The organism is Arthrobacter sp. Bz4 (assembly GCF_003075455.1).
Taxonomy (GTDB): domain Bacteria; phylum Actinomycetota; class Actinomycetes; order Actinomycetales; family Micrococcaceae; genus Arthrobacter_D.
The window spans coordinates 318,769-340,287 of record NZ_QDAE01000001.1; the positions used below are offsets into that span (position 1 = coordinate 318,769).

General features: G+C 63.2%; 23 protein-coding genes and 1 pseudogene. 3 read left to right on the forward strand and 21 right to left on the reverse strand.

Annotated elements, in window-relative coordinates:
* Positions 1 to 246: 246 nt before the first annotated feature.
* The 3 genes from dprA to DDA93_RS01555 are packed head-to-tail and all read right to left on the reverse strand — an operon-like array spanning position 247 to position 3,391.
* Positions 247 to 1,491, reverse strand: coding sequence for a DNA-processing protein DprA (dprA, locus tag DDA93_RS01545; protein ID WP_116777888.1), 1,245 nt, complete (start codon positions 1,489 to 1,491; stop codon positions 247 to 249).
* Positions 1,488 to 3,035 carry a YifB family Mg chelatase-like AAA ATPase gene (locus tag DDA93_RS01550; RefSeq protein ID WP_116777889.1) on the reverse strand — a complete coding sequence of 516 codons (1,548 nt, stop codon included), beginning with the start codon at positions 3,033 to 3,035 and terminating at the stop codon, positions 1,488 to 1,490. The genes dprA and DDA93_RS01550 overlap by 4 nt, the downstream gene beginning before the upstream one ends.
* Positions 3,035 to 3,391 carry a YraN family protein gene (locus DDA93_RS01555; protein WP_116777890.1) on the reverse strand — a complete coding sequence of 119 codons (357 nt, stop codon included), beginning with the start codon at positions 3,389 to 3,391 and terminating at the stop codon, positions 3,035 to 3,037. Before DDA93_RS01555 ends, DDA93_RS01550 begins: the two co-directional genes overlap by 1 nt.
* A 285-nt stretch (positions 3,392 to 3,676) precedes the next feature.
* Here DDA93_RS01555 and DDA93_RS01560 point away from each other — a divergent pair, with 285 nt between their 5' ends.
* On the forward strand, positions 3,677 to 4,759 hold the full coding sequence (locus tag DDA93_RS01560; protein ID WP_116777891.1) for a hypothetical protein: 1,083 nt from the start codon (positions 3,677 to 3,679) through the stop codon (positions 4,757 to 4,759).
* 125 nt (positions 4,760 to 4,884) lie between these two features.
* On the opposite strand, the gene DDA93_RS01565 is transcribed toward DDA93_RS01560, so the two are convergent.
* The 16 genes from DDA93_RS01565 to ffh form a co-directional block, all read right to left on the reverse strand.
* Positions 4,885 to 5,241 carry a YraN family protein gene (locus DDA93_RS01565; protein WP_116777892.1) on the reverse strand — a complete coding sequence of 119 codons (357 nt, stop codon included), beginning with the start codon at positions 5,239 to 5,241 and terminating at the stop codon, positions 4,885 to 4,887.
* Positions 5,242 to 5,364: 123 nt separating this feature from the next.
* Entirely contained in the window at positions 5,365 to 5,859 is a 495-nt protein-coding gene (locus tag DDA93_RS01570) for an SRPBCC domain-containing protein (protein WP_116777893.1), read from the reverse strand.
* Positions 5,856 to 6,206 carry a winged helix-turn-helix transcriptional regulator gene (locus DDA93_RS01575; RefSeq protein ID WP_019482911.1) on the reverse strand — a complete coding sequence of 117 codons (351 nt, stop codon included), beginning with the start codon at positions 6,204 to 6,206 and terminating at the stop codon, positions 5,856 to 5,858. The genes DDA93_RS01570 and DDA93_RS01575 overlap by 4 nt, the downstream gene beginning before the upstream one ends.
* A gap of 457 nt (positions 6,207 to 6,663) precedes the next feature.
* Positions 6,664 to 6,990 (reverse strand): DUF2469 domain-containing protein, encoded by a 327-nt coding sequence (locus tag DDA93_RS01585; RefSeq protein ID WP_019482913.1) that lies wholly within the window; start codon positions 6,988 to 6,990, stop codon positions 6,664 to 6,666.
* A gap of 7 nt (positions 6,991 to 6,997) precedes the next feature.
* Positions 6,998 to 7,747, reverse strand: a complete 750-nt coding sequence (locus DDA93_RS01590; protein ID WP_116777895.1) for a ribonuclease HII — start codon at positions 7,745 to 7,747, stop codon at positions 6,998 to 7,000.
* 5 nt (positions 7,748 to 7,752) lie between these two features.
* Positions 7,753 to 8,565: a signal peptidase I gene (gene lepB / locus DDA93_RS01595; RefSeq protein WP_019482915.1), complete on the reverse strand. Its 813-nt coding sequence runs from the start codon at positions 8,563 to 8,565 to the stop codon at positions 7,753 to 7,755.
* A gap of 15 nt (positions 8,566 to 8,580) precedes the next feature.
* Complete coding sequence (lepB, locus tag DDA93_RS01600) at positions 8,581 to 9,255, reverse strand: signal peptidase I (protein WP_024476908.1); 675 nt, start codon at positions 9,253 to 9,255, stop codon at positions 8,581 to 8,583.
* Positions 9,256 to 9,276: 21 nt separating this feature from the next.
* Complete coding sequence (gene rplS / locus DDA93_RS01605; protein ID WP_019482917.1) at positions 9,277 to 9,636, reverse strand: 50S ribosomal protein L19; 360 nt, start codon at positions 9,634 to 9,636, stop codon at positions 9,277 to 9,279.
* A gap of 201 nt (positions 9,637 to 9,837) precedes the next feature.
* Positions 9,838 to 10,647, reverse strand: a complete 810-nt coding sequence (gene trmD / locus DDA93_RS01610) for a tRNA (guanosine(37)-N1)-methyltransferase TrmD (protein ID WP_116777896.1) — start codon at positions 10,645 to 10,647, stop codon at positions 9,838 to 9,840.
* Complete coding sequence (gene rimM, locus DDA93_RS01615; protein ID WP_116777897.1) at positions 10,648 to 11,307, reverse strand: ribosome maturation factor RimM; 660 nt, start codon at positions 11,305 to 11,307, stop codon at positions 10,648 to 10,650. It abuts the gene before it with no gap.
* Between the two features lie 115 nt (positions 11,308 to 11,422).
* Positions 11,423 to 11,668 (reverse strand): RNA-binding protein, encoded by a 246-nt coding sequence (locus DDA93_RS01620; protein WP_019482920.1) that lies wholly within the window; start codon positions 11,666 to 11,668, stop codon positions 11,423 to 11,425.
* A 1-nt stretch (position 11,669) separates the two neighbouring features.
* Entirely contained in the window at positions 11,670 to 12,089 is a 420-nt protein-coding gene (rpsP, locus tag DDA93_RS01625; protein ID WP_019482921.1) for a 30S ribosomal protein S16, read from the reverse strand.
* A gap of 174 nt (positions 12,090 to 12,263) precedes the next feature.
* A complete protein-coding gene (locus DDA93_RS01630; RefSeq protein ID WP_116777898.1) occupies positions 12,264 to 13,154 on the reverse strand; it encodes a VOC family protein in 891 nt (296 codons plus the stop codon).
* 191 nt (positions 13,155 to 13,345) lie between these two features.
* A complete protein-coding gene (locus DDA93_RS01635; RefSeq protein WP_207771296.1) occupies positions 13,346 to 13,735 on the reverse strand; it encodes a GNAT family N-acetyltransferase in 390 nt (129 codons plus the stop codon).
* An 82-nt stretch (positions 13,736 to 13,817) separates the two neighbouring features.
* Positions 13,818 to 14,522, reverse strand: a complete 705-nt coding sequence (locus DDA93_RS01640; protein WP_116777899.1) for an alpha/beta hydrolase — start codon at positions 14,520 to 14,522, stop codon at positions 13,818 to 13,820.
* Between the two features lie 126 nt (positions 14,523 to 14,648).
* Complete coding sequence (ffh, locus tag DDA93_RS01645; RefSeq protein WP_019482925.1) at positions 14,649 to 16,226, reverse strand: signal recognition particle protein; 1,578 nt, start codon at positions 16,224 to 16,226, stop codon at positions 14,649 to 14,651.
* A 112-nt stretch (positions 16,227 to 16,338) separates the two neighbouring features.
* Between ffh and DDA93_RS01650 the strand changes: the two genes are divergently transcribed.
* Positions 16,339 to 17,766, forward strand: coding sequence for a glucose-6-phosphate dehydrogenase (locus DDA93_RS01650; RefSeq protein ID WP_024475466.1), 1,428 nt, complete (start codon positions 16,339 to 16,341; stop codon positions 17,764 to 17,766).
* 110 nt (positions 17,767 to 17,876) lie between these two features.
* On the opposite strand, the gene DDA93_RS01655 is transcribed toward DDA93_RS01650, so the two are convergent.
* Both DDA93_RS01655 and DDA93_RS01660 read right to left on the reverse strand, forming a co-directional pair.
* On the reverse strand, positions 17,877 to 18,215 hold the full coding sequence (locus tag DDA93_RS01655; protein ID WP_019482927.1) for a P-II family nitrogen regulator: 339 nt from the start codon (positions 18,213 to 18,215) through the stop codon (positions 17,877 to 17,879).
* Positions 18,212 to 19,509, reverse strand: a pseudogene (locus DDA93_RS01660) (ammonium transporter). Before DDA93_RS01660 ends, DDA93_RS01655 begins: the two are co-directional and overlap by 4 nt.
* A gap of 356 nt (positions 19,510 to 19,865) precedes the next feature.
* On the opposite strand from DDA93_RS01660, the gene DDA93_RS01665 reads away from it, so the two are divergent.
* Positions 19,866 to 21,518 carry a hypothetical protein gene (locus tag DDA93_RS01665; protein WP_243400476.1) on the forward strand — a complete coding sequence of 551 codons (1,653 nt, stop codon included), beginning with the start codon at positions 19,866 to 19,868 and terminating at the stop codon, positions 21,516 to 21,518.
* Position 21,519: the final 1 nt, after the last annotated feature.

The following is a 21,519-nucleotide window of genomic DNA, read 5'->3' on the forward strand; positions in this document are numbered from 1 at the left end:
ACCGGTCGAGGTACCCAAGCCCGCTGAACCTCCTGAGGTACCCGGGGCGCCGGACCCGTTGCTCAGACCAGGTATCGTATTCGCGCCCAATATCCTGGCGAACGGGAGGCCAACGGCCGATGGGATCGGTGGTGGCTTATGCAGGTCGTGAAAGACCGCTGTGAGCGCACCCCGTTCGACGACCAGGAGGAGTCTGCCTATCGGGGTATCGATGAACTTATGCGTCTTCATCGGGGTGATCCTTCCTTATTGTTTCTTGGGCTTGGTGTGGGGCCGGTTGTGGTCGGGATGAGGGGCGCCGCGACGCCACCCGCCGTCGTGGGTTCGTTCTGCGAGGGTGCTTAGCTCCAACCGGCTTAGTCCTGCCAGAACGTCACGGATGCTTAATCCGGCCACCGAGGCCAGTTTGTCGATGGTGGTGCTCGCTCGAACAGGCAGGGCGTCAAGCAGCAGGATGTCCTCGACGGTGAGACCATCGTGCACGGCATGCTCCCCGTCCGGCTCAGGGACCATGACGCTCCCAATGGGGCCAGCCAGTTCGGCGATCTCTGCGGCGTCGGTGACGCAGATGGCGCTACCCTCCCGCATGAGTCGATGGCATCCCGCAGAATTGGCTGAGAACACCGACCCGGGTACGGCGCCTACGGACCGTCCCAGCCCGGCAGCGTGGTGGGCGGTGTTCAGTGCACCCGACCGCCAGCGTGCCTCAACCACCACGGTCACCGCGCACAGGGCTGCGATCAACCTGTTGCGTTGCAGGAATCTCCACCGGGTTGGCGAGGCGCCGGGCGGCACTTCGGCGACCAGCAGCCCGCGTCGTGCCGTTTCGCGCAGCAACTGCTCATTGCCCGCCGGGTAATACCGATCAATGCCGCACGCGGTCACCCCGATAGTCGGCAGCGTCCGTTCATCATCGGCGGCTGCCAGAGCAGAGCGGTGCGCCTGCGCATCGATTCCATAGGCTCCTCCCGAAACCACTGTGTACCCGCGGGTGACCAGACCGGCTGCCAGGTCGCCTGTCACAGCTGTTCCATAGGCTGTGCTGTCGCGTGACCCCACCACTGCCACCATGCGGTTGAGCTCAGGTATGCCCCGCGAGTAGTTTCCGCGGATCCAGAGACAGGAAGGCGCCGAGAGCTGCAGGTCATCGATGGCGTTGGGCCAGCCTTCACTTTCCGGGGTCAGGAGTATCCCACCCAGTCGTTCGAGTGTTGCAAGGTCTCGTTCGGGAGCCAGATCCGCGACCCGCGGCCTCCATCGTTCCAGCGCATCGATTAGCGCCTGCGGGCGGATACTGATCCCCTGTGATTCAAGTAGCCCGGCGACCTCCAGCGGCAACGTAGATCCAGCCGAAATCCGGCCGGTCGCGATCCGCAGAGCATCGATTGGCCCAGCCGCCAGAGTCAAAGCCAGACCCACGGTGTCTGATGGCTCAAACAGTCGCGATAGGGCTGCCCGGGCGACGACCGTGGGATTGGTATAACTGGTCATGAAGTACTCTCCTGCAGTCGAAGGTTTAGCGCGACTTCAACGTCGTGGGTGGTAGGCGAGGACTGTCCGCCCAGATCGGCGAGAGTCCACGCCACCCTCAGAACCCGATCGTGTCCCCGCATGGTGAGTGTCTCGTTGTTCATGGCTTTGTCTACCGACGCTGTGACCGCCCGCGGGAGTTTGAGACCTTCGTTCAGCACCGACGAAGGCATTTCAGCGTTGGTGTTTGCCCCCCACTTCGCCAACCGTTCACGTTGAGCCGCGCGAGCTGCTGCCACCCGCGCGGCAACAACCGCCGACGACTCTGCCCGGGCGCCATCGGAGTAATCCGCAAGCGAAACCCGGGCCACCGCCAGCTGAAGATCCACCCGGTCGAGTAGGGGTTGGGACAAGCGGTTGAAGTATCGCCGCCGCTGTTCAGCAGTACAAACGCAGTCGATGCCTTTGCCGCTGGCCAGCCCACAGGGACAAGGATTCAGCGCCATCACCAGTTGAAACCTGGCGGGGTACGACGCGGTCCCTGCCGACCGGTGAAGCACCAGTTCGCCACTTTCCAAAGGCTCTCGCAAGGCCTCAAGGACTCCCCGTTGATACTCGGGCGCCTCGTCGAGGAAGAGCACTCCGCGGTGTGCCCGGGACGCGGCGCCGGGGCGCGGAATACCGCTACCGCCTCCGATAATCGAGGCCGTTGACGACGTGTGGTGCGGGCTCTCAAACGGAGGTCGTCGCTGCAGCCCGTGACAGGAAAGCACCCGACCGAGGGAATGAATAGCTGTCACCTCCATTGCCTCCTGATCTGTGAGGTCGGGGAGGATCCCGGGCATTCGTTCAACCAGCATTGTCTTGCCGGCCCCGGGTGGACCCACCATCATCATGTGATGGGCCCCGGCGGCGGCGATTTCGACGGCGAACCGTGCTGCTGGCTGGCCGGCGATGTCGGCCATGTCTTTGATTGCTGGCTGGCGATTCCCCGGATTCGGCGGCAGTGGCGCCTGCACGGGATCAGTCGGCGTGTCAGGCAGGGACACTTTCGTGGGGTCTGCGCCGAACGCCAGAAAAACTTCGGCGAGGCTCGCAAATCCTTTGACCTCGGCCTGCGGGACGAGCGCCGCTTCGCCGTGATTGCCGGCAGCCACCACAAACCGGGTGTGGCCCGCCTTGACTCCGGCCATTACCGCGGGCAGCACGCCGCTGATCGGCCGAAGCCTGCCGTCGAGGCCCACCTCGGCGATGAAGACGGTGTTGCCGCACCGCCTTACCTCCCCGGTAGCTGCAAGGGCCGCCATGACGATTGCCAGGTCGAAGCCTGAGCCGCGCTTGTGCAGAGAGGCGGGAATCAAATTGACGGTGATCTTTCGACGGCTCAACGGGAGCCCAGCATTGCGTGCTGCGGCCCGAATTCGGTCACGCGCTTCGTTGAGCGATGCATCGGGTAAACCCAGGATCACGAAGGCCGGGAGGGTTTGTCCAATGTCTGCCTCCACTTCGATGATGTGGCCGTTCAGACCCACGAGCGACACCGCGTAGGTGCGTCCCAGCGGCATCAGCTGACCGCCCGGAGATGGTCGATCTGGGGTTCGCCGGTGCCGTCGTCGAGCACGGCCACCGCGTCCACGCGGATCCCTGTAAAGCGCAGCTCGTGAGCCTGCGCCCACCTCGCACCAGGTAAATAAAACCGCTCGAGCGTGGTGGCGCTTATCCCCTCCATCGGATCACCGAAATCCAGCGACGAGCGGGTCTTCACCTCGATCACCACCAGCGTTGATCCGTCGATCGCGGCCAGGTCAATCTCCCCCAGTCCACAGCGCCAGTTGTGGTCCACCAGGTCCAGCCCTGCGGCTTCGAGATACGAGGCCGCCAGCGCCTCTCCCCTGCGTCCCAGTCGGCCTTTCGCCTTCATCACAACACCTCCGGTACCAGCGTGTTACAGCCGGTACCGGAGGTGTCGGGTTACTCCAGCTATGTGCGAAAAGTCAGCAGCACCCGCCCTGTGCAGGGCGAGTGGGACTGTGGAGTTGACGATGTATCTGGCAGGACCCGCCGGGCGGTAGTCCCAGCGAAAATGAGCCCGATATGGCCGTAAAAACTTGAGGCTTCGACGATCACCAAAACCACCGGGGTTTCTTGACAGATCAGGCTGGGGGCGGGACGCTCTTCCAAGCGAATGCGAGAGAAGGGGCCTGTCGTGACTAACGAATCAGTGCAAGACGGCAGCCAGCAAAACGTGGTTTCACCAGTCGTAGACCAACCGAATCCTCCTAACATTCAGAGCGAAACCCCGAGGGACATCCACCTCATCTGGTATAGCTACCTTCGTTGGCTCCTGGTTTTGCTGCCAGTGGTGCTATTCGTCGTTACTGTCTCCACCGCAATTGAGCAGGGCCATTTAGAAAGGTCGATTAGTGCCTACTATGGGGGCTGGGTCCGGGACGTTTTCGTAGGAACCCTTATCGCGATAGCGGTTTGCCTTGTCGCTTATCAGGGAGTGGGTCTGATCGAGGACTATGCACTCAACGGCGCCGGTTTCTATGCCGTCTATGTGGCTCTGGTTCCGGCGGATTTTCCGGTGCTAATGGAGAAACTGAAGTCATCAGAGACACCGGACGGTTTGGCTCCGTCGGCAGACGAGTACGTCTTTTTCCTACGCGTCACACTTGCATGTGTCTTGTTCCTAGTCCTGGTGGTCTTCCTGCTTGAGGTGCGAGCGGGGAACGTCCAGAGGCTCTTCCGAGCTGAAGTCGACCGTGACTGGCTGCATAAGCTCACCCGCTTTTTCCTTGTTGCAACCATGGCAGTCCTGATCGGGTTTCTGGCCCTAGCAAGCCAACAGCTGTACTTCCCTGCAGGTGACGTAACCATGGATGGACTCACCCAGTGGGGCATTCCCCTCACGATTCACGATCTTGCGGCAATATTCTTGATAAGTTCGCTATTTGTGGCCGTTCTTACCAATACCTGGCCTTTCTTCAAGTTCAGCGCCCTCCGCGAGTCTGCGCGACAGGGGTACCTGGTCATCGCCGTCCTTATGACTTTTGGTGCCTTTGTTCCAATACTTGTGGCTCAGCGCTTCGCGCCGGGCCGCGAGGTGATCCTACTTGAGTGGTGGGAAATTGGATTGTTTGCCACTTTTTGGGCGCTCGAGACTGGCAGGATGCGCAGGCTAAACAAGCGCCAGGAGAAAGGGAAGGCCGTTAGTACCGACGATAAAGCCCGTCTCCTTCCGAAGCCTTCTCGCGTCACGGACGGAAGCAGCAATTCCGCCCGATAAGCCACCGGCGTGGTCAGCATCCTGCCACGAGCCCACAAGAGGCACCCTGACAATGTCGGGTTCCACCGAGATGATGTGGCTGTTCGGCCCGACGAGTGACACCGCGTAGATGCGTCCCGGCGGCATCAGCTGACCGCCCGGAGATAGTCGATCTGGGGTTCGCCGGTGCCGTCGTCGAGCACGGCCACCGCATCCACGCGGATCTCCGAAAAGCGCAGCTCATGAGCCTGCGCCCACCTCGCACCAAGTAAATAGAGCCGGTGAAGCTTGGTGGCGCTAATCCCCTCCATCGGATCACCGAAATCCAGCGACGAGCGGGTCTTCACCTCGATCACCACCAGCGTTGATCCGTCGATCGCGACCAGGTCAATCTCCCCCAGCGCACAGCGCCAGTTGTGGTCCACCAGGTCCAGCCCTGCGGCTTCGAGATACGACGCCGCCAGCGCCTCTCCCCTGCGTCCCAGTCGGTCCTTCGCCTTCATCACAACACCTCCGGTACCAGCCTGTTACAGCCGGTACCGGAGGTGTCGGGTTACTCCAGCTATGTGCGAAAAGTCAGCAGCACCCGCCCTGTGCAGGACGGTGCCGCTGAGTGACAGCCCGAGCTAGACCACGGTTCGTTCCAGAACGGCGTCGATTTGTCCCATCGCCTGCTTGATGCCTTCTTCCATGCCCATGGCGATCATCTTCTCCAGCTGCTCCAGACTTTCGAAGCTCGACACGGTCGTCATACGCGTTCCGCTGTCAATGGCTTCGAGAGTGACCACGCTGTGCGTGGTTCCCATTTCGTCCATCGGATCCCCGTTCTCATCGGCGAAACCGTCGTCGAACTCCAGATGGGTGGGCGCGTTGATGGCAGTGAATTCCCACCACCCGCGGCTCTTGTCCCCCTCCGGACCGGTCATGTAGTAACTGGCTTTCCCGCCCGGAACGAAATCATGGCTGTCGAACGTCGCCGGGTAGGTCGGCGGGCCCCACCAGCGTTCGAGCTGACGCGGATCCTCCCAGACCTGCCAGAGCCGCTCAACGCTGGCGCTAAACTCGGCAACGATCGTGAGGGTTAAAGCCTCGGTGTCCTTGTGTGTACTGATAACTGTCATGTTGGTGATGCCCCTTCTTCCTCGGCCAGGATGTCGGAAATCCGGTCGACGCGTTGCCGCCAGATCGCTTCGTACTCCTCGAGCAGCCGCCGCGCCCTTCTCAACGCATCGAGATGAACCCGCACAATCTGCTCCCTTCCGCGCTTCTCCTTGGTCACAAGATTCGCGCGCTCAAGAACGGCCACATGCTTTTGCACTGCGGCGAAACTCATGGCGTAGTGGGCAGCCAAACCGGACACTGAATAATCACTGACCAGTGCTCGGACGAGAATGTCCCGTCGGGTGGTGTCAGCAAACGCCTGGAACAGGCGGTCCACCTCAACGTCAGTCAACTCATCTACAACCATGTGGTTGTACGTTAGTGAATGCGAAGCTTTCCGTCAAGGGGGTCAGGAATGGTCAGGCAGGATTAACCGTGAATGACAGGAGCATCGCTTTCAGCTGGGCGTCTTGAAGGTGCGCCTGATACAGCCGTCCACCATTCTCATAGTCGGGAAGCGATTCGAAGACGAAGTGCACCGGGAGATTGGACTTTGCCTCGATTTGGGGGAGCAGTTCCGAGTCGAGGACCAGATGGTCCGGGCTGGAAGGGCGGCGCCGTCGCCCGGAACTCCGCCGTCGAAGCGGGCGATCTGCTGACCTGAGGCCTCCGAAATGACGTAGGCCGATGCGCTGGGTTCCACCCCGTAGGTGGGCAGGTCCAGAGGTTCGACGGCGACCGCATCCCACCCTGAGGGAAGCAGGAAGCTGTAGATACCATCCGGCGGTGTGCCGAAATTACCAGAGCCTACCTTAGGGAATCAATCAGTTCCCGAGTGGACCATCCTTGGGCAGCGCAATGTCGTCGGACTTCGTCAGTTCTTCGACGTTGACGTCCTTGAAGGTGATCACCCTGACGTTCTTGACGAACCGTGCCGTGCGGTAGACGTCCCACACCCACGCGTCCTGAAGCGTGAGGTCGAAATAGATCTCGCCGTCGGCCGAGCGCGCCTGTAGGTCAACGTGGTTGGCGAGGTAGAACCGGCGTTCAGTCTCCACCACGTAGCTGAACAGCCCGACGACGTCGCGGTACTCACGGTAGAGCTGCAGCTCCATGTCGGTTTCGTAGTTTTCAAGATCCTCAGCACTCATCGTCCCATCATCCCCCAATTTCCACTCGGGGCATGCTGATCCTGTCCCCGGTCCCTAGCCGCCAGGTGGTGCGATGCAAAGCGGTGGCACCCAGGCCATCAATCGCGGCGCGGTGGCCCGCCGTCGCATAACCCTTGTTGATCTCCCAGCCATACTGGGGATGCTCAGCGGCATAGGCGACCATCATGGCGTCGCGTTCCACTTTCGCCAGGACGCTGGCCGCCGCGACGCTAAGGCATTGCAGGTCGGCTTTGATGCGGGTGTGGACTGGGACATCGCATCCGGTGAAGATCTCCGCCTCCACCGCGTCAACGTCCAGCGCCCCGGGGCCCACGGTTTCGGCGTCGAAGAGAGTGGCTTGCTCACGCGGCGAAAGCCAATCGTGGTTGCCGTCAAGGATCACAGCATCGGGTCGTGCAGTGACCACAACCTGCTCCCAGGCCCGGTTTCCCGCCAGCTGCAGCGCACGCATCAGCCCAACGTCGTCAATCTCAGCCGCGGTGGCATGCCCGACGCCGTAGGCCAACGCCCATTTCTGGATCCTCGGGACCAGCTTCACCCGATCCGCTGGGGACAGCAGCTTGCTGTCCCGGACTCCTCTCAACCCCTTGACCGCCGAAAGGTCGATCATGACGAGCCCCACCGAGACCGGACCCGCGAGGGCACCCCGGCCAACCTCGTCGCATCCGGCCAGCAAACGGTGTCCCGAGTCCAGGAATGAGAGTTCAAAGCGGAGGGTGGGGGCAGCAGATTTCATCGCAGTCAGGGAGCTGTGGCGGCTTCGGGCGCGGGAATTGAGTCGAAGACCTCCGGGTAATTGCCGAGGAATCCCATCCGGTTCAGGGGCCAGGCAACTACTGCAGCTTTACCTTCAATGTCCTCGACGTCGATGAATCCGGAGTTGGGCTTGTCAGCGTTGGCGCGCGAGTCGGCCGAGGCGTTGCGATGGTCACCCATCACCCAGATTTTGCCTTCGGGGACTGTCACGTCGAATTCCGTATCCGAGGGGCTCGCCCCCGGGTAGAGGTAGGGCTCTTCGAGGGGTTCGCCGTTGACCGTGATCCGGCCGTCGTCGTCGCAGCACACCACCCGGTCGCCGGCCATGCCGATGACGCGCTTCACCAGGTGCTGCTGGGTGTCATCGGGGAGGAGGCCGACGAAGATCAGGCCGTCCTTGACCCAGTTGGCTCCGGGTCCGGTGCCGGGCGGTGGTGCTGGCAGCCAGCCCTCGGTGTCCTGGAAGACGACGACGTCGCCGCGCTGCAGTTCAAAGGGTGCGGGAACCAGTTGGTTGACGAAGATCCGGTCGTCGATCTCGAGGGTGTTCTCCATCGATCCGGAGGGGATGAAGAAGGCCCTGAACAGGAAGGTCTTGATCAGGAAGGACAGCAGGATGGCAATGCCGACGATGATCAGGATTTCCTTGAGCCAGCCACCAAGGCTGCGGGCGCCGTCGTCGTTCGCCTGCTTCTTCCCGCTCCGGTCACGGTGCGCCGAGCGGCTCACATCGGGGCTGGGGGCATCCGAACGGGCATCAGCGTCGTCGTTGGACTTGCCGGGGACGCTTGTTGCCATCTGCTGGTCATCTACCTAAGGTCGGTGGTCGGTGAAACGTTCAATGGGGCCGGAGCGCGAGGGTGGCCAGACAATCTGCACTGCTCGGCCCAGTACCCGCTCCGTCGAGACCAGTCCCCCACCGGGTGCCCCCAGCAACGACCGTGAATCAAACGAATCGGAGCGGTGATCACCCATTACCCACAATTTACCCTGTGGGACCTCAACCTCGAACTGTTGGTCACTGGGTGCGTCCGAAGGGAAAACGTAGGGCTCGTCGAGTGGGTTCCCGTTCACTTCCAGCTGCCCGCCCGGACTGCAGCACGCCACGGTGTCGCCGCCGACACCCAGGATCCGCTTCACGTAGACGGTGTCGCTGCCGGAGACCCCTAACCAGTGGCCGACCGTCCCGAGGAGCTCCCCCGGACCACCCCCACTGATGGGATCGAACGAGCCCCGACCGTCGAAGACGACGACGTCGCCGCGCTGCGGTTCGCCGTCGAGCCGGGAAACGAGCACCCGGTCTCCTTCTTCCAGGAGCGGCTGCATCGATTCCGAGGGAATGAAGTAGATGTCCACCACCGTCGCCCTGAGGACCGAGGCGAGCACCACGGCGATGAGGAGTGCTGACAGCACAAAACGCCAGCCCCGGAAGGGCCGGCGTTCTGGTTGTGCTCCCGCAGAATGCCGGGGATGATCTGATCCCGGCATGGTGCGGTTCAAGAACTGGTGTTACTTGGCAGTCTTGGGTTCGCGCTTTTCCTTGATCTTGGCAGCCTTGCCGCGAAGATCGCGCATGTAGTAGAGCTTCGCGCGGCGAACGTCGCCACGTGAGACAACCTCGATCTTGTCGAGGACTGGGGAGTGAACCGGGAAGGTACGCTCCACACCAACACCGAAGCTGACCTTGCGGACGGTGAAGGTTTCGCGGAGGCCATCGCCCTGGCGGCCAACAACGAAGCCCTGGAAGATCTGAACACGGGTGTTCTTGCCTTCAATGATGTTTACGTGCACCTTGAGGTTGTCACCGGCGCGGAATGCAGGAATGTCGGTGCGCAGTGATGCTGCGTCGACGGCGTCAAGAATATGCATGGTTATTGCTCCTGGTGAACGCCACAGGTCATTCACGTTAGTCACAGCGGTCAAGGCCTAGGCAATGTCCGCCGGAAAATTAGTTGGACCGGCAAACCATGAGTTAGTCGCCAGCGTGTCAGCCTGTTGGTAGTTCTCCCCCTGTGGCAGGGAACAACCCAGTAGACACAAAGTTCAATTATGCCATATGGATGGGGTTGGTCAGTCAACGCTTTCGGAGGTGATCTCCGGTTGACGGGTCAGCACCCCGTCGACGACGACGTACCCCAGCTGCGCCAATGCGGCCAGGTCTGCCTTGCTCAGCGTCCCGGCCGGCAACCCGGCCAGCAGGTCCGGCCGACGCTGTGCCGTGCGCCGGAACTGTTCGTCCCGCCTGAACTGGGCGATCCGCGCGTGGTTGCCACTGAGCAGCACCTCGGGAATACCGCGGCCGCGCCAGTCGGAGGGCTTGGTGTAAACCGGGTATTCCAGCAGCCCGTCGGAGTGGGACTCTTCAACCAGTGACTCGGGATTACCCACCACTCCGGGCAGCAACCTACCGACGGCCTCCACCATCGCCAACACTGCGACTTCTCCCCCGTTAAGGACGTAGTCGCCGAGGCTGACCGGCCGAACATCGAACTGGTCACCGGCCCACTCGAGCACCCGTTCGTCGATCCCCTCATACCTGCCGCAGGCGAAAGCAAGGTGCGGTTCCTCAGCCAGTTCGTGAGCCATTTGCTGGGTAAAGACCGCTCCTGCAGGCGATGGCACAATCAGCACCGGCCGGCCCTCGGCCGGCGACGCGTCTATCACTGACTGCAGCGCCAATGCCCACGGCTCGGGCTTCATCACCATTCCGGCGCCGCCGCCATAGGGCGTGTCGTCAACGGTACGGTGCCGGTCGGTGGTGAAGCTGCGCAGGTCGTGAACCCGAAGATCCAGCAACCCGTCCTGCCTCGCCTTCCCGATCAGCGACAGATCGAGGGCAGCCAGGTACTCCGGGAAAATACTGACGACGTCGATGCGCACTTAGCGACCGCTGCCCTCAGCCTCAGAGGCGGCGGCGGGGTCTGTGTCAGACGCAGCGGCGGCGGGGTCTGTGTCAGATGCAGGGTCGGCGGGGCCGTCGTCGTCGACGTCGGTCACTTCGCCGTCGTCCGGGCCTGCCTGATTGGATCCGGGCAGATTCAGCTCAAACAACCCGGCGGGCGGGGTCAGCAGCACATAACCGTCAGCGACGTTGACCTCGGGGACGATTTCGGCGACAAACGGGACCAGCGTCTCGTGGCCTGCGGAGGTTTCGACAATCAACAGGTCCTGCACCTCGAGCGTGCGGAGTCCGCTGACTTTGCCGACGACGTCGTTCCCTACCCGCGCCTCAAGACCCACCAGTTCATGTTCGTACCAGGCGTCGTCGTCGTCATCCTCTGCCTCATCCGTATCGATGAACAGTTTGGCGCCGCGCAGGGTTTCTGCCGCATTGCGGTCAGAGAACCCGTCGAACCCGAGGATCAGGATGTCCTTGTTCCAGCGGGCACCGCTGACCGTCAGCGGGCCAAGCGCGGCCGGCTCGGCGCGAAAGATGGCCCCGGCCTCGAACCGGTCCTCCGGCGCATCCGTGAACAGCTGCACTGTCACTTCGCCGCGAATACCATGGGGTTTGCCGATCCTGGCAACCTGAACTTCCATCTGACACTCCTGGTGCTGCTGGGGTAGGTGGACAAAAATTTGGCCCCGCCACCATTATCCGGTGCGGGGCCAAACTCAATGTACTACTGTGCTGAATTGGTGTGCTGAAGCGCTGTTAGCCCCGGCGGCGGTCCGTATCGACTACGTCCACGCGTACCGGTTCGCCGTCGGCGAGGGCTGACACAACGGTGCGCAAGGCGCGGGCTGTGCGGCCCTGGCGGCCAATGACCCGGCCCAGATCGTCCTGATGAACCCGCACCTCGAGGGTTTCCCCACGGCGGTTGTTCTTCAGGGAAACCTTGACATCATCGGGACTGTCAACAATTCCCCGGACGAGGTGTTCCAGCGCTTCGGCCAGCAATTTAGTTGGCCTCGGCGGTTTCAGTCTCGGCTTCGGCTGGCGCCTCGGCGTCGGACTTCTTGGCCTTGGGGGTGATGGCTTCAGGAACGATTACCGAACCCTTTTCAGGGGCGACGAAGGTTTCCTTGGGAGCCTTGGTCTTCAAGGTTCCCTCCTGGCCTTCGAGTCCCTTGAACTTCTGCCAGTCACCGGTGATCTTGAGCAGTACTGCAACCTGCTCGGTTGGCTGTGCGCCAACGCCGAGCCAGTACTGTGCACGCTCGGAGTTGATCTCGATGAACGAGGGCTCCTCGGTGGGGTTGTACTTACCGATTTCCTCGAGGGCACGGCCATCACGCTTGGCGCGTGCATCCATGACGACGACACGGTAGAAAGGTGCGCGGATTTTACCCATGCGCTTCAGGCGAATCTTTACGGCCACTGTTGTGGTCACTCCTTGATGATCTAAAGGGGTGAACCCTACTCAGTGCTCCCGTGGGGCGGGCCACCTCTGAGGGTTCAAAAGGACAAGATGCGCGCGCAGAGAGAGGGGCTGCCCGGATCGAGTACAGGTCTATTGTGCCAGATCGCAGACTCCAGCACGAATTACGCCACGCTAGCTCACTGCCACCCGGATTTTGTTGTTCCACGGGTCTCTGAAGCGTAGCTCGCTGCCGGTGTGGTGGTGGTCGATCCCGGCAGCTTTCAGCCTCTCGGCGAGGGCTCCCACGTGGTCCTCGGCTGGGACCCGGACGAGTACCTCCCCGAGCCCTAGCGTGTCTTTGCGCGGTCCGGCGCCCCGGCTGTTCCAGACATTCATGGCCATGTGGTGGTGGTATCCCCCGGCCGAGACAAACAGCGCCTGGCCGTGCCAGCCGGCGGTCCGCTCGAATCCGAGTGTGTCGACGTAGAACCTCCCGGCGGTTTCGACGTCGCCGACCTGCAGGTGGACGTGCCCGACGACGGCCGCCGCCTTGGCCTGGCCGGTCACCGCATCCTGGGTCAGGTGGTCCCGCAGGTAGGTGTCCGCCGGCAGCCGGAGGCTGTCCATCACGACTGATTTTCCTGCCGTCTGTCCGATGTCGTCGGTGGTCCACTGCCAGGTGTCGCGCGGTTTGTCGAAGTAGAGCTCAATCCCGTTACCTTCGGGGTCGGTGAAGTAGAAAGCCTCGCTGACGAGGTGATCGGCACTGCCGACGTACAGGCCAGCGTCGTACTGTGCGGTCGCGGCGACGGTTGCGGCGAGGGCTGACCGGTCATCGAAAAGCAGCGCGGTATGGAACAGCCCGGCCTCCCCGCGGGCCGGGAGTTGGAGTCCTTGCGCCGGCGCAAGGTGAATCAGCGGCGTGTTTCCGCGACCAAGGTGCACGCCTTCGCGGGTTTCCTCGATGACTTCGAGTCCGAGGGCTCGCTGGTAGTAGTCGGACATTGTGGGCAGGTCGCCCACCTTGAGTAGCACTGTGCCCATTGATAGGTCGGCCGGCAATAGGTCCTGGGTGTTGGTCATGGTGTTCTCCTCAACATGATGCTGTATCGAAGATAACTACTTGAAGCTTCAAGTTATTCCGTTGGACACCGTGCGGGGCCTCCCAGCTCCTGGCACTGTTTTGACGTGTCGGGCCGGGACACGCCGTCGTCGGGGCGCCGATCGGCCCAGTAGGAGGGGAGGTCTGCACACCGCGGGCCCTCAGGCCCGAGCTACAACGCGGCGCGCATGGACACTCTGCGACCGACTCGGTCGAGGCCGATTGCTGCCTCATGGTTTCTGATGGCGAGCAGCGGCGGGGATGGCTCACGAACCGCTTCGACCAGCGCCCGCCCTGTCCCCCTACCCGCATGGGCGGGAAGGACTGCGAGCTGCTCGAGGTGCGCGCCGCCGTCGAGCTCTTCCAGACGAGCGAACCCGATGCACGGCCTGCCTGCGACCAACAACTTCAGCGATGCCGCAAGTTCCGATCGCGACGCTCCCGCCGGAAGGGACACGGGGAGGGGTATTCCGTTGAGATAGGTCAGCAATGAATCAGCTGCCGCCTCGATGGCTGGCAGGAAGGTGAGGTCCAGCTTCTCGGCTTCGCGGATGCTGATCATGCGGTCAAGTGTAGGGCCGGCGCCGCGTGAGGCCCCCGGTGTCCGGGTTGCTCATCACAACCCGGTCAGTACCGGCCGGATGCTAGGCGTCGGTACCTGCATGCGCGGCGACGAACTCGCGGATCAGGGCATCGCCGTCGGGAGTGTCCTGCGGCCGGTGGGCGCCCGGGGCGACGATGTGCTGGGCGCCGGTAACAGCCAGGTAACCGGCGATTTCTTCGTAGAGCGGCTCCCAGCCACCGGTGATGATCAGTGTCGGAACGCCCGGCACAATGTCCAGCGGTGCTTCCCATGGCGGGGACTGCAGCCTGAGCCGATGGGCAGCGCGGCGGGCCTCCGACGTTGCGGGGTGCCGGGCCTCGGTGGAGAACACGAGTCGGACAAATTCCTGGAGGAATGCCTCATCCGACAGCGAGTCGCGGCGTTCGTAGAGCGGTCCCACCAGTGCGCGGTGCGCGGCGGTCGCGGGCAGGTCGGCGGTCAGGGACAGGCATGCGGGCTCGATCAGGATCAGGGAGCGGACCAGCTCCGGCCGCTCGACTGCTGCCATCATCGCCGAGATCGCCCCCTGCGAATGGGCCACCACGTGTCCGCCCTCCCCAAGGGAGTCCACCACAATCCGCTGATCCTCGTGGAAATCGGTGGGCAACGGGTCGGCTCCGGCTTCGAAACCGTGGCGACGAAGGTAAAGGCAGTCGTAGCTGCTCGCGAGGGCGTGCTGGGTTGGCCACGCGGCGGTGCCGAAGCTGCCGCTGCCGTGGACGAAGACGAGTCGTTCCTGGGTCATTGCGCCGCTCTTAGCTTCCGGGAGGATGGATCGAGTCAACAGAAATAGCGGATTTCACAACGAAAAACCGTCAGTGGTGTTGACTCGACCCGAGGTGTGGGGCGAGTCTGTCTGTCGGAGGCAGCCCTACTTGCCGAGGAACTTGTCGAAGCCCTTCGGGAGGTTCAGGGAGGACGGGTCGAAGTCATTCTGGGCACCAAAGGCTGCACCCGACGGAACCGACGGCCGGTTACGGCGAGCCTCGGCATCGGCCCGCTCCTGCGCTGCCTTCGCCGGGTTACCCGACTTGGCCTTCTTCTTACCCTTCGTCACGGCCTTACCCTTGCGTGCGCCGCCGTTGAAGCCGCCAGGTCCGGCCATGCCGGGCATTCCCGGGATCCCACCGCCGGACGCCATCTTCTTCATCATCTTCTGCGCCTGACCGAACCGCTCCAGCAGGCCGTTGACCTCGGACACGTGAACGCCCGAACCGCGCGCAATACGGGCACGCCGTGAGCCGTTGATGATCTTCGGTGCGACGCGTTCGTGCTTGGTCATTGACCGCACAATCGCTTCGACCCGGTCAATCTCGCGTTCGTCGAAGTTTTCCAGCTGCTCCCGCATTCCGGCAGCGCCGGGCATCATCATGAGCATCTTCTTCATGGAGCCCATGTTGCGGATCTGCTGCATCTGAGCCAGGAAGTCGTCGAGCGTGAAGTCCTCCTGGTCGGAGAACTTCTGCGCCATCCGCGCAGCTTCGTCCTTGTCCCAGGACTTCTCAGCCTGCTCGATCAGGGTCAGGATGTCGCCCATGTCGAGGATGCGCGAAGCCATCCGGTCGGGGTGGAACAGCTCGAAGTCGTTCAGGCCCTCACCGGTCGAGGCGAACATGACCGGCTTCCCGGTGACCGACGCAACTGACAGCGCCGCGCCACCGCGCGCGTCGCCGTCGAGCTTGGTCAGGACGACGCCGGTGAAGTTCACGCCCTCGTTGAAGGCCTGGGCCGTGTTGACGGCGTCCTGCCCGATCATCGCGTCAATCACGAACAGCACTTCGTCGGGGTTGACGGCGTCGCGGATGTCGGATGCCTGCTGCATCAGCTCCGCATCAATACCGAGGCGGCCAGCCGTATCAACGATGACGACGTCGTGCAGTTTGGTGCGTGCCTCGGCAACGCCGGCGCGTGCGACGGCGACCGGGTCACCGGTGGCGGTTTCAAACTCGGAGCTGACTCCCGGGTGCGGCGCGAAGACCGGCACCCCGGCGCGTTCGCCGTTGACCTGCAACTGCTTGACCGCGTTGGGGCGCTGCAGGTCACACGCGACCAGGAGGGGGCTGTGGCCCTGACCCTTGAGCCACTTCGACAGCTTGCCCGCCAGGGTGGTCTTACCTGCACCCTGCAGGCCGGCGAGCATGATGACCGTCGGCGGATTCTTGGCGAGACGGATCCGGCGTGTTTCCCCGCCGAGGATTCCCACAAGCTCCTCATTGACGATCTTGACGACCTGCTGGCCCGGGTTCAGGGCCTGGGACACCTCGAGGCCCAGCGCCCGTTCCTTGACCTTGGCGGTGAACTCGCGGACAACGCTGACCGCGACGTCAGCGTCGAGGAGGGCGCGACGAATCTCGCGAACCGTGGCGTCGACGTCGGCTTCGGAGAGCCGGCCCTTCCCGCGGAGGTTCTTGAAAGTTTCTGTCAACCGGTCAGAGAGTGAATTAAACACGTGCCGTGAACTGCTTTCTTCGATGGATAAAAGGCTCTGCCATCAAGGGTACCAACTGGGGCGGACGGCGGCTTGCGGGACATCTCGGTACCGAGGTGGCAGGGTGGATGGTGTGGAAACGCATACAAACTCAGTCCAGGACAGCCTGCCCTTCGCCCCCGATCAGGAGGTCTCGACGCTGCTCATCCTGGGCGCGTCAGGCGATCTGACCGGCCGGCTGTTACTCCCCGGTCTGGCCCGGCTGGTTCAGCATGGTCGAGCTCGTGGCCTGCGGCTGGTGGGCGCCGGCTACGACGACTGGAGCGACGAGCAGTGGTCGGAGCGGGTCACCCAGTCTTTTGCCAGTGCGCGGGAGGCGGCCGACGACGACGGCCGGGGTGTGCTCGACCTGTTGCGGACCACGAGCGTGTACCGCCAGATTGATGTGACCACGCCCGGCGAACTGGCCAGCCTGGTTTCCTCCCTGCAGGGGCCGGTCGCCGTATATTTCGCGCTGCCGCCGGCAATCTCGGAGAAAGCGTGCGAGCTGCTCTCCCCCGGCGATCTGCCGGATCACACCAGGCTGGTCATGGAGAAGCCCTTCGGCACCGATCAGGGCTCGGCGTTCCGGCTCAACGAAACACTGACCCGGCTGGTCCCCGAAGACCACATTCACCGGGTGGACCATTTCCTGGGCAAGGCGACGGTATTGAACATTCTGGGGCTCAGGTTCGCCAACCGTCTGCTGGAACCGGTCTGGAACAACCTGCACATCGATCGGGTCGAGGTGGTCTACGACGAGGCGCTGGCCCTTGAAGGCCGCGCCGGCTATTACGACGGCGCCGGGGCCCTCCGGGACATGATCCAGAGTCACCTGCTCCACGCCATGGCCATCCTCGCGATGGAGTCACCGGTCAGTCTGCACGAACGCGACCTGAGGGATGGCCTTGGTGCCGTGCTGCGCGCCAGCACGGTTGACCCCGATTTCGCGAAAAGTACCCGGCGCGCCCGGTATGCCGCCGGGACAGTCGATGGGCGGGTGATCCCCGACTACGCGGCCGAGGACGGCGTCGACCCGGCCCGCGGAACCGAGACCCTCGCGGAGATCACCGTGTCGATCAACAACGCACGGTGGGCCGGTGTGCCGTTCATCCTCAGGTCCGGAAAAGCGCTGGGCGGGAACCGGAAAGAAGCGTTGGTGACGTTCAAACCGGTCAGCCATCTCCCGGCGGGCTTCACCGGGCAGGACTCACCAACCCAGTTGCGGATCGGTTTTGGCCCCGAAACCCTCAAGCTGGAAATCGATGTGAACGGCCCGGGCGACATTTTTTCCCTGGACCGGGCCGTACTGGGGGTCGAGCTGAATGCCTCGGAGCTGCTGCCCTACGGCGAAGTCCTCGAAGGAGTGCTGACCGGCGACCCGACCCTGTCGGTGCGGGGCGACACCGCCGAGGACTGCTGGCGGATCGTCGATCCGGTACTCGCCGCGTGGGCTGCCAATGAGGTGCCGCTCGACGAATATCCGGCAGGGTCACCCGGCCCCGCGGCCTGGACCAACTAGCCGCTGCGGAACCGCCTAAAAGACCGAAAGTCACCCTCCTGCTCCGAACGCCCGCTGCAGGCGGTGCTTTCGGAGCCGAAGGGTGACTTCGGTCGGCGTGGTGAGCCGGGTCAGAGTGCGGCGTCGCCGCGTTCACCGGTGCGGACGCGGACGGCGTCCTCGACGGGGATCACCCAGACCTTCCCGTCACCGGCCCTCCCGGTGTTGGCGGTCGAGACCAGGACATCGACGATGTCGGTGACCCAGGCATCCGCGACCAGCACTTCGACGCGGATCTTCTGGAGGAGGTCAACCGTGTATTCGGCGCCACGGTATACCTCGGTGTGGCCCCGCTGTCTTCCGTAGCCGCTTGCCCCGCTGACCGTGAGGCCCTGTACGCCGTACGTTTCGAGGGCTCCACGGACGCCGTCGAGCTTATCCGGGCGGACGATTGCTGTTACCAGCTTCATGAGTTCACCTTTTCCGAAGCATTTTCCGTAGCTGCAACATTGGTAGTGGGGTGGAACTGTCCACCGACGCCGAGGCCGCCGAATTCGTACGCTGTTTCTGCGTGCTCGGAGAGGTCGACGCCGGATACCTCGTCGTCCGCGGTGACGCGGAACCCGATGGTCTTGTGGATGCCCAGACCGATGATGGCGGTCATCACGGCCGAGAGAGTGACAGCCACGAGGACCGACACCACCTGGGCGAGCAACTGGCCGCCGCCGCCGCCGTAGAAGAGGCCTCCACCTTCGCCGTCGACCGGCATGGCGATGAAGCCCAGGGCAATGGTGCCGGCGGTGCCGGCGACCAGGTGGACCGCTACGACGTCGAGTGAATCGTCGAAGCCCAGCTTGTACTTCAGGCCCACCGCCAGGGCGCACAGCACGCCGGCGACCAGGCCCAGACCAATCGCACCGATGGGGGTGACGTTGGCGCATGCGGGCGTGATAGCAACGAGACCGGCGACAATACCCGAGCTGCGCCCAGGGAGGTGGGACGTCCGTCGCGGAAACGTTCAAGGACGAGCCAGCCGACCATCGCTGCTGCCGGAGCGACCATGGTGTTGACCCAGATGAGACCCGCTTCTTCGGCGGAGCCAGCGGCGCCGCCGTTGAATCCGAACCAGCCGAACCACAGCAGTGCTGCGCCGAGCATAACCAGCGGCACGTTGTGGGGGCGCTGCGCCGGATCCTTGCCGAAGCCCTGGCGCTTGCCGAGGATGATTGCGAGCACGAGTGCTGCAACGCCGGCACTGATGTGAACCACCGTTCCACCGGCGAAGTCGATTGCTTCACCAACCGCGCCACCAACAGCGCCATCTGCGCTCAGCAGTCCGCCACCCCACACCATGAAGGCCAGTGGGCAGTAGACGGCAGTGACCCAGATGGGTACGAAGAGCGACCAGGCGCCGAACTTGGCCCGATCGGCAATCGCCCCGCTGATCAGTGCGACGGTGATGATGGCGAAGGTTACGCCGAACCCGGCTCCGATCATGTCCTCGCTGCCGATCAGCCCTTCGAGGCCGAATGAGGCGAACGGGTTACCGAAGAGCTGTGCAACGCCGTCGCCCCCTGTCATTGAATATCCCCAGAGAACCCACACTATGCCGACCAGACCGACGGCGATGAAACTCATCATCATCATGTTCAGTGCGGCCTTGGCGCGCGTCATGCCGCCGTAGAAAAATGCCAGCCCTGGTGTCATCAGAAGCACCATGGCGGCCGAAATCATTACCCAGACGTGACCTGCTGTCAGATCCATCGTCACATCCTCTCGCGAGTGGCGGGGAGTTCCCGCATTCGTAAGTCTGCCTACGCTGTGTTTCCGATCCGTGAACCAATTGATTGCCGGGAAGTTACAGAACCCGCACCGCGGTAAAGAATGCGTGACAGCCATGTTTCGGCCGTGTGAACGGACCCAGGAAACGCCGCCGTGACTGGACTGGAACCCTTACCTGAGGTAGGGGAAAAGAAGCAGGCTGTGGGCTGGTTAGACTGGCTAGGAGCTGACAACGATGGAGAATAATGTCCGATTACCCCAATAGCCTGACGCCTGATCCTGCACCGGAGGAGACCGGGCAAGAACCCGCAAAGCGTTCCCGACCGAGCCCGAAGGTCATGGTTGCGACCGGACTGGCAACCATCGTGGTGCTGGTTGGCGCGGGGGTAGGCATTTCCGCACTCACCCAGGACGAGGAGCCACGTGCGACGCCGTCGTCGTCGCCGTCGTCGTCGCCGAGTGCAGCGGCGGTCGAAACGTCATCAGCTCCCACCCCCGAGCCGTCGCCGGCGTCCACGGAGCCGCTGCCGCCAGCGCCGACTGTCTTCTATGAGCAGGCCGGCCCACCAGCGGGGTCGCCGCTGGAAGCTGTCGAAGCGATGACCATTGAGGTATCGGACGAGCCGACCGGCACCGAGCTGCCGTCCAACCTCATCGGGTTGTCACTGGAAGCCACCGACCTCGCCGACCCTCGGATGTCCGGCGACAATCCCGAGATCGTGGCCAGCCTGACCGGTCTGGGGCGCCCAATGCTTCGGTTCGGGGGTAACGCTGTGGATCGCCGGTTCTTCTGGACGTCATCCAACGAGGCAATCCCCGGGAACCTTGAAGGCGACAAAGCTCACCCGGTGCGTGCCGCCGGCCCAGCCGACCTGGAACGGGTCAATACCCTGCTGGAAGCAGCCGACGCCACCATCAGCCTGACCGTGGACCTGGGCAACTACGATCCTGAGCGCGCAGCTGACATGACCATGCATGCCTCGAACATTTTCGGGGACCGGTTGGTCGGAATCACCATCGGCAACGAGCCCAACGGGTATCCCACCAATGGTCTGCGGCCGTCCGGTTGGGGTATCCCCGAATACCTCGAGGAACTCAAGGCCTATGCGGATGCGATGTATGAGGTAGCGCCCGAGGTTCGCATCGTGGGCCCCGGCACCTATGCGGAGGCCTGGTGGGAGCCGTTCACCCAGGCTGACCTGCAGCAGGAGAAGATTCTTTCGTTCCACCACTACCCGCTGTCGCAGTGTGACGGATCGAATGATCCCCTGGGCGAGCCCATCATGGAGAACCTGATGGCTTCGGCGATCCATGACCGTGCCGAAAATTACCGCCGTGCAGCGCTGGCCCCCGCCGAAGCGGCCGGCCTGGAAACCTGGATCCCCGAAACCGGGATCTCCGCCTGCCCAGGATCAAACGAAACCACCAAGACCCACGCATCAGCGCTGTGGAGCGTTGACTATGCGCTGAGTGCGGCGCAGATCGGTATCCCCCGGCTGAGCTTCCACAGCTCGCTGCTGACCTGCCAGGGCGGACCTCCCATGTCGTCCATCTGCTCCGGCGGACCCTACCTCCAGCCCGATGCGACCTTCGACGAGCGGGCCAACTATTACGGCCTGTCGATGGTTGCCGAACTGCCACCCGGAGCGTTCCTGCAGCACACCGCACAGGGCGGCGGCCTGGCGTACAGCTACGTGGTGCGCCATGAAGACGGCAGCATGAGCGTGATTCTGGTCAACCAGAACAACCCCGAGGTAGCCGCACAGACTGATGTCACGGTGCAACTGCCGGCGGCAGCACGCACCAGCTCGATGACCCAGCTCGCTGGTCCGTCGTACGGCGCCGAAGACTCAACCATTATCGATGGTGCCTTTGCCGCACCCGTTCCGGCCGGGGAACGGCCGGCGATCCCCGGATTCGTCCCCGGCGCCGAATCCGTCCAGTTGCCGGTGACTGCGGGCACCGTCTCGGTGTTCCACTTCACCTTCTAGC

Excerpts from the sequence above, each read along its gene's own strand:
- rimM (WP_116777897.1), bottom strand. The coding sequence starts at position 11,307 with ATGGAAGTTCAGGTTGCCAGGATCGGCAAACCCCATGGTATTCGCGGC.
- DDA93_RS01575 (WP_019482911.1), bottom strand. The coding sequence starts at position 6,206 with ATGGTTGTAGATGAGTTGACTGACGTTGAGGTGGACCGCCTGTTCCAG.
- DDA93_RS01590 (WP_116777895.1), bottom strand. The coding sequence starts at position 7,747 with ATGAAATCTGCTGCCCCCACCCTCCGCTTTGAACTCTCATTCCTGGAC.
- DDA93_RS01635 (WP_207771296.1), bottom strand. The coding sequence starts at position 13,735 with ATGATCAGCATCCGCGAAGCCGAGAAGCTGGACCTCACCTTCCTGCCA.
- dprA (WP_116777888.1), bottom strand. The coding sequence starts at position 1,491 with ATGACCAGTTATACCAATCCCACGGTCGTCGCCCGGGCAGCCCTATCG.
- DDA93_RS01585 (WP_019482913.1), bottom strand. The coding sequence starts at position 6,990 with ATGAGTGCTGAGGATCTTGAAAACTACGAAACCGACATGGAGCTGCAG.
- lepB (WP_024476908.1), bottom strand. The coding sequence starts at position 9,255 with ATGCCGGGATCAGATCATCCCCGGCATTCTGCGGGAGCACAACCAGAA.
- DDA93_RS01655 (WP_019482927.1), bottom strand. The coding sequence starts at position 18,215 with ATGAAGCTGGTAACAGCAATCGTCCGCCCGGATAAGCTCGACGGCGTC.
- DDA93_RS01630 (WP_116777898.1), bottom strand. The coding sequence starts at position 13,154 with ATGACCAACACCCAGGACCTATTGCCGGCCGACCTATCAATGGGCACA.
- DDA93_RS01565 (WP_116777892.1), bottom strand. The coding sequence starts at position 5,241 with ATGAAGGCGAAGGACCGACTGGGACGCAGGGGAGAGGCGCTGGCGGCG.
- DDA93_RS01640 (WP_116777899.1), bottom strand. The coding sequence starts at position 14,522 with ATGACCCAGGAACGACTCGTCTTCGTCCACGGCAGCGGCAGCTTCGGC.
- DDA93_RS01665 (WP_243400476.1), top strand. The coding sequence starts at position 19,866 with ATGGTTGCGACCGGACTGGCAACCATCGTGGTGCTGGTTGGCGCGGGG.
- DDA93_RS01550 (WP_116777889.1), bottom strand. The coding sequence starts at position 3,035 with ATGCCGCTGGGACGCACCTACGCGGTGTCGCTCGTGGGTCTGAACGGC.
- lepB (WP_019482915.1), bottom strand. The coding sequence starts at position 8,565 with ATGGCAACAAGCGTCCCCGGCAAGTCCAACGACGACGCTGATGCCCGT.
- DDA93_RS01570 (WP_116777893.1), bottom strand. The coding sequence starts at position 5,859 with ATGACAGTTATCAGTACACACAAGGACACCGAGGCTTTAACCCTCACG.
- rplS (WP_019482917.1), bottom strand. The coding sequence starts at position 9,636 with ATGCATATTCTTGACGCCGTCGACGCAGCATCACTGCGCACCGACATT.
- DDA93_RS01555 (WP_116777890.1), bottom strand. The coding sequence starts at position 3,391 with ATGAAGGCGAAAGGCCGACTGGGACGCAGGGGAGAGGCGCTGGCGGCC.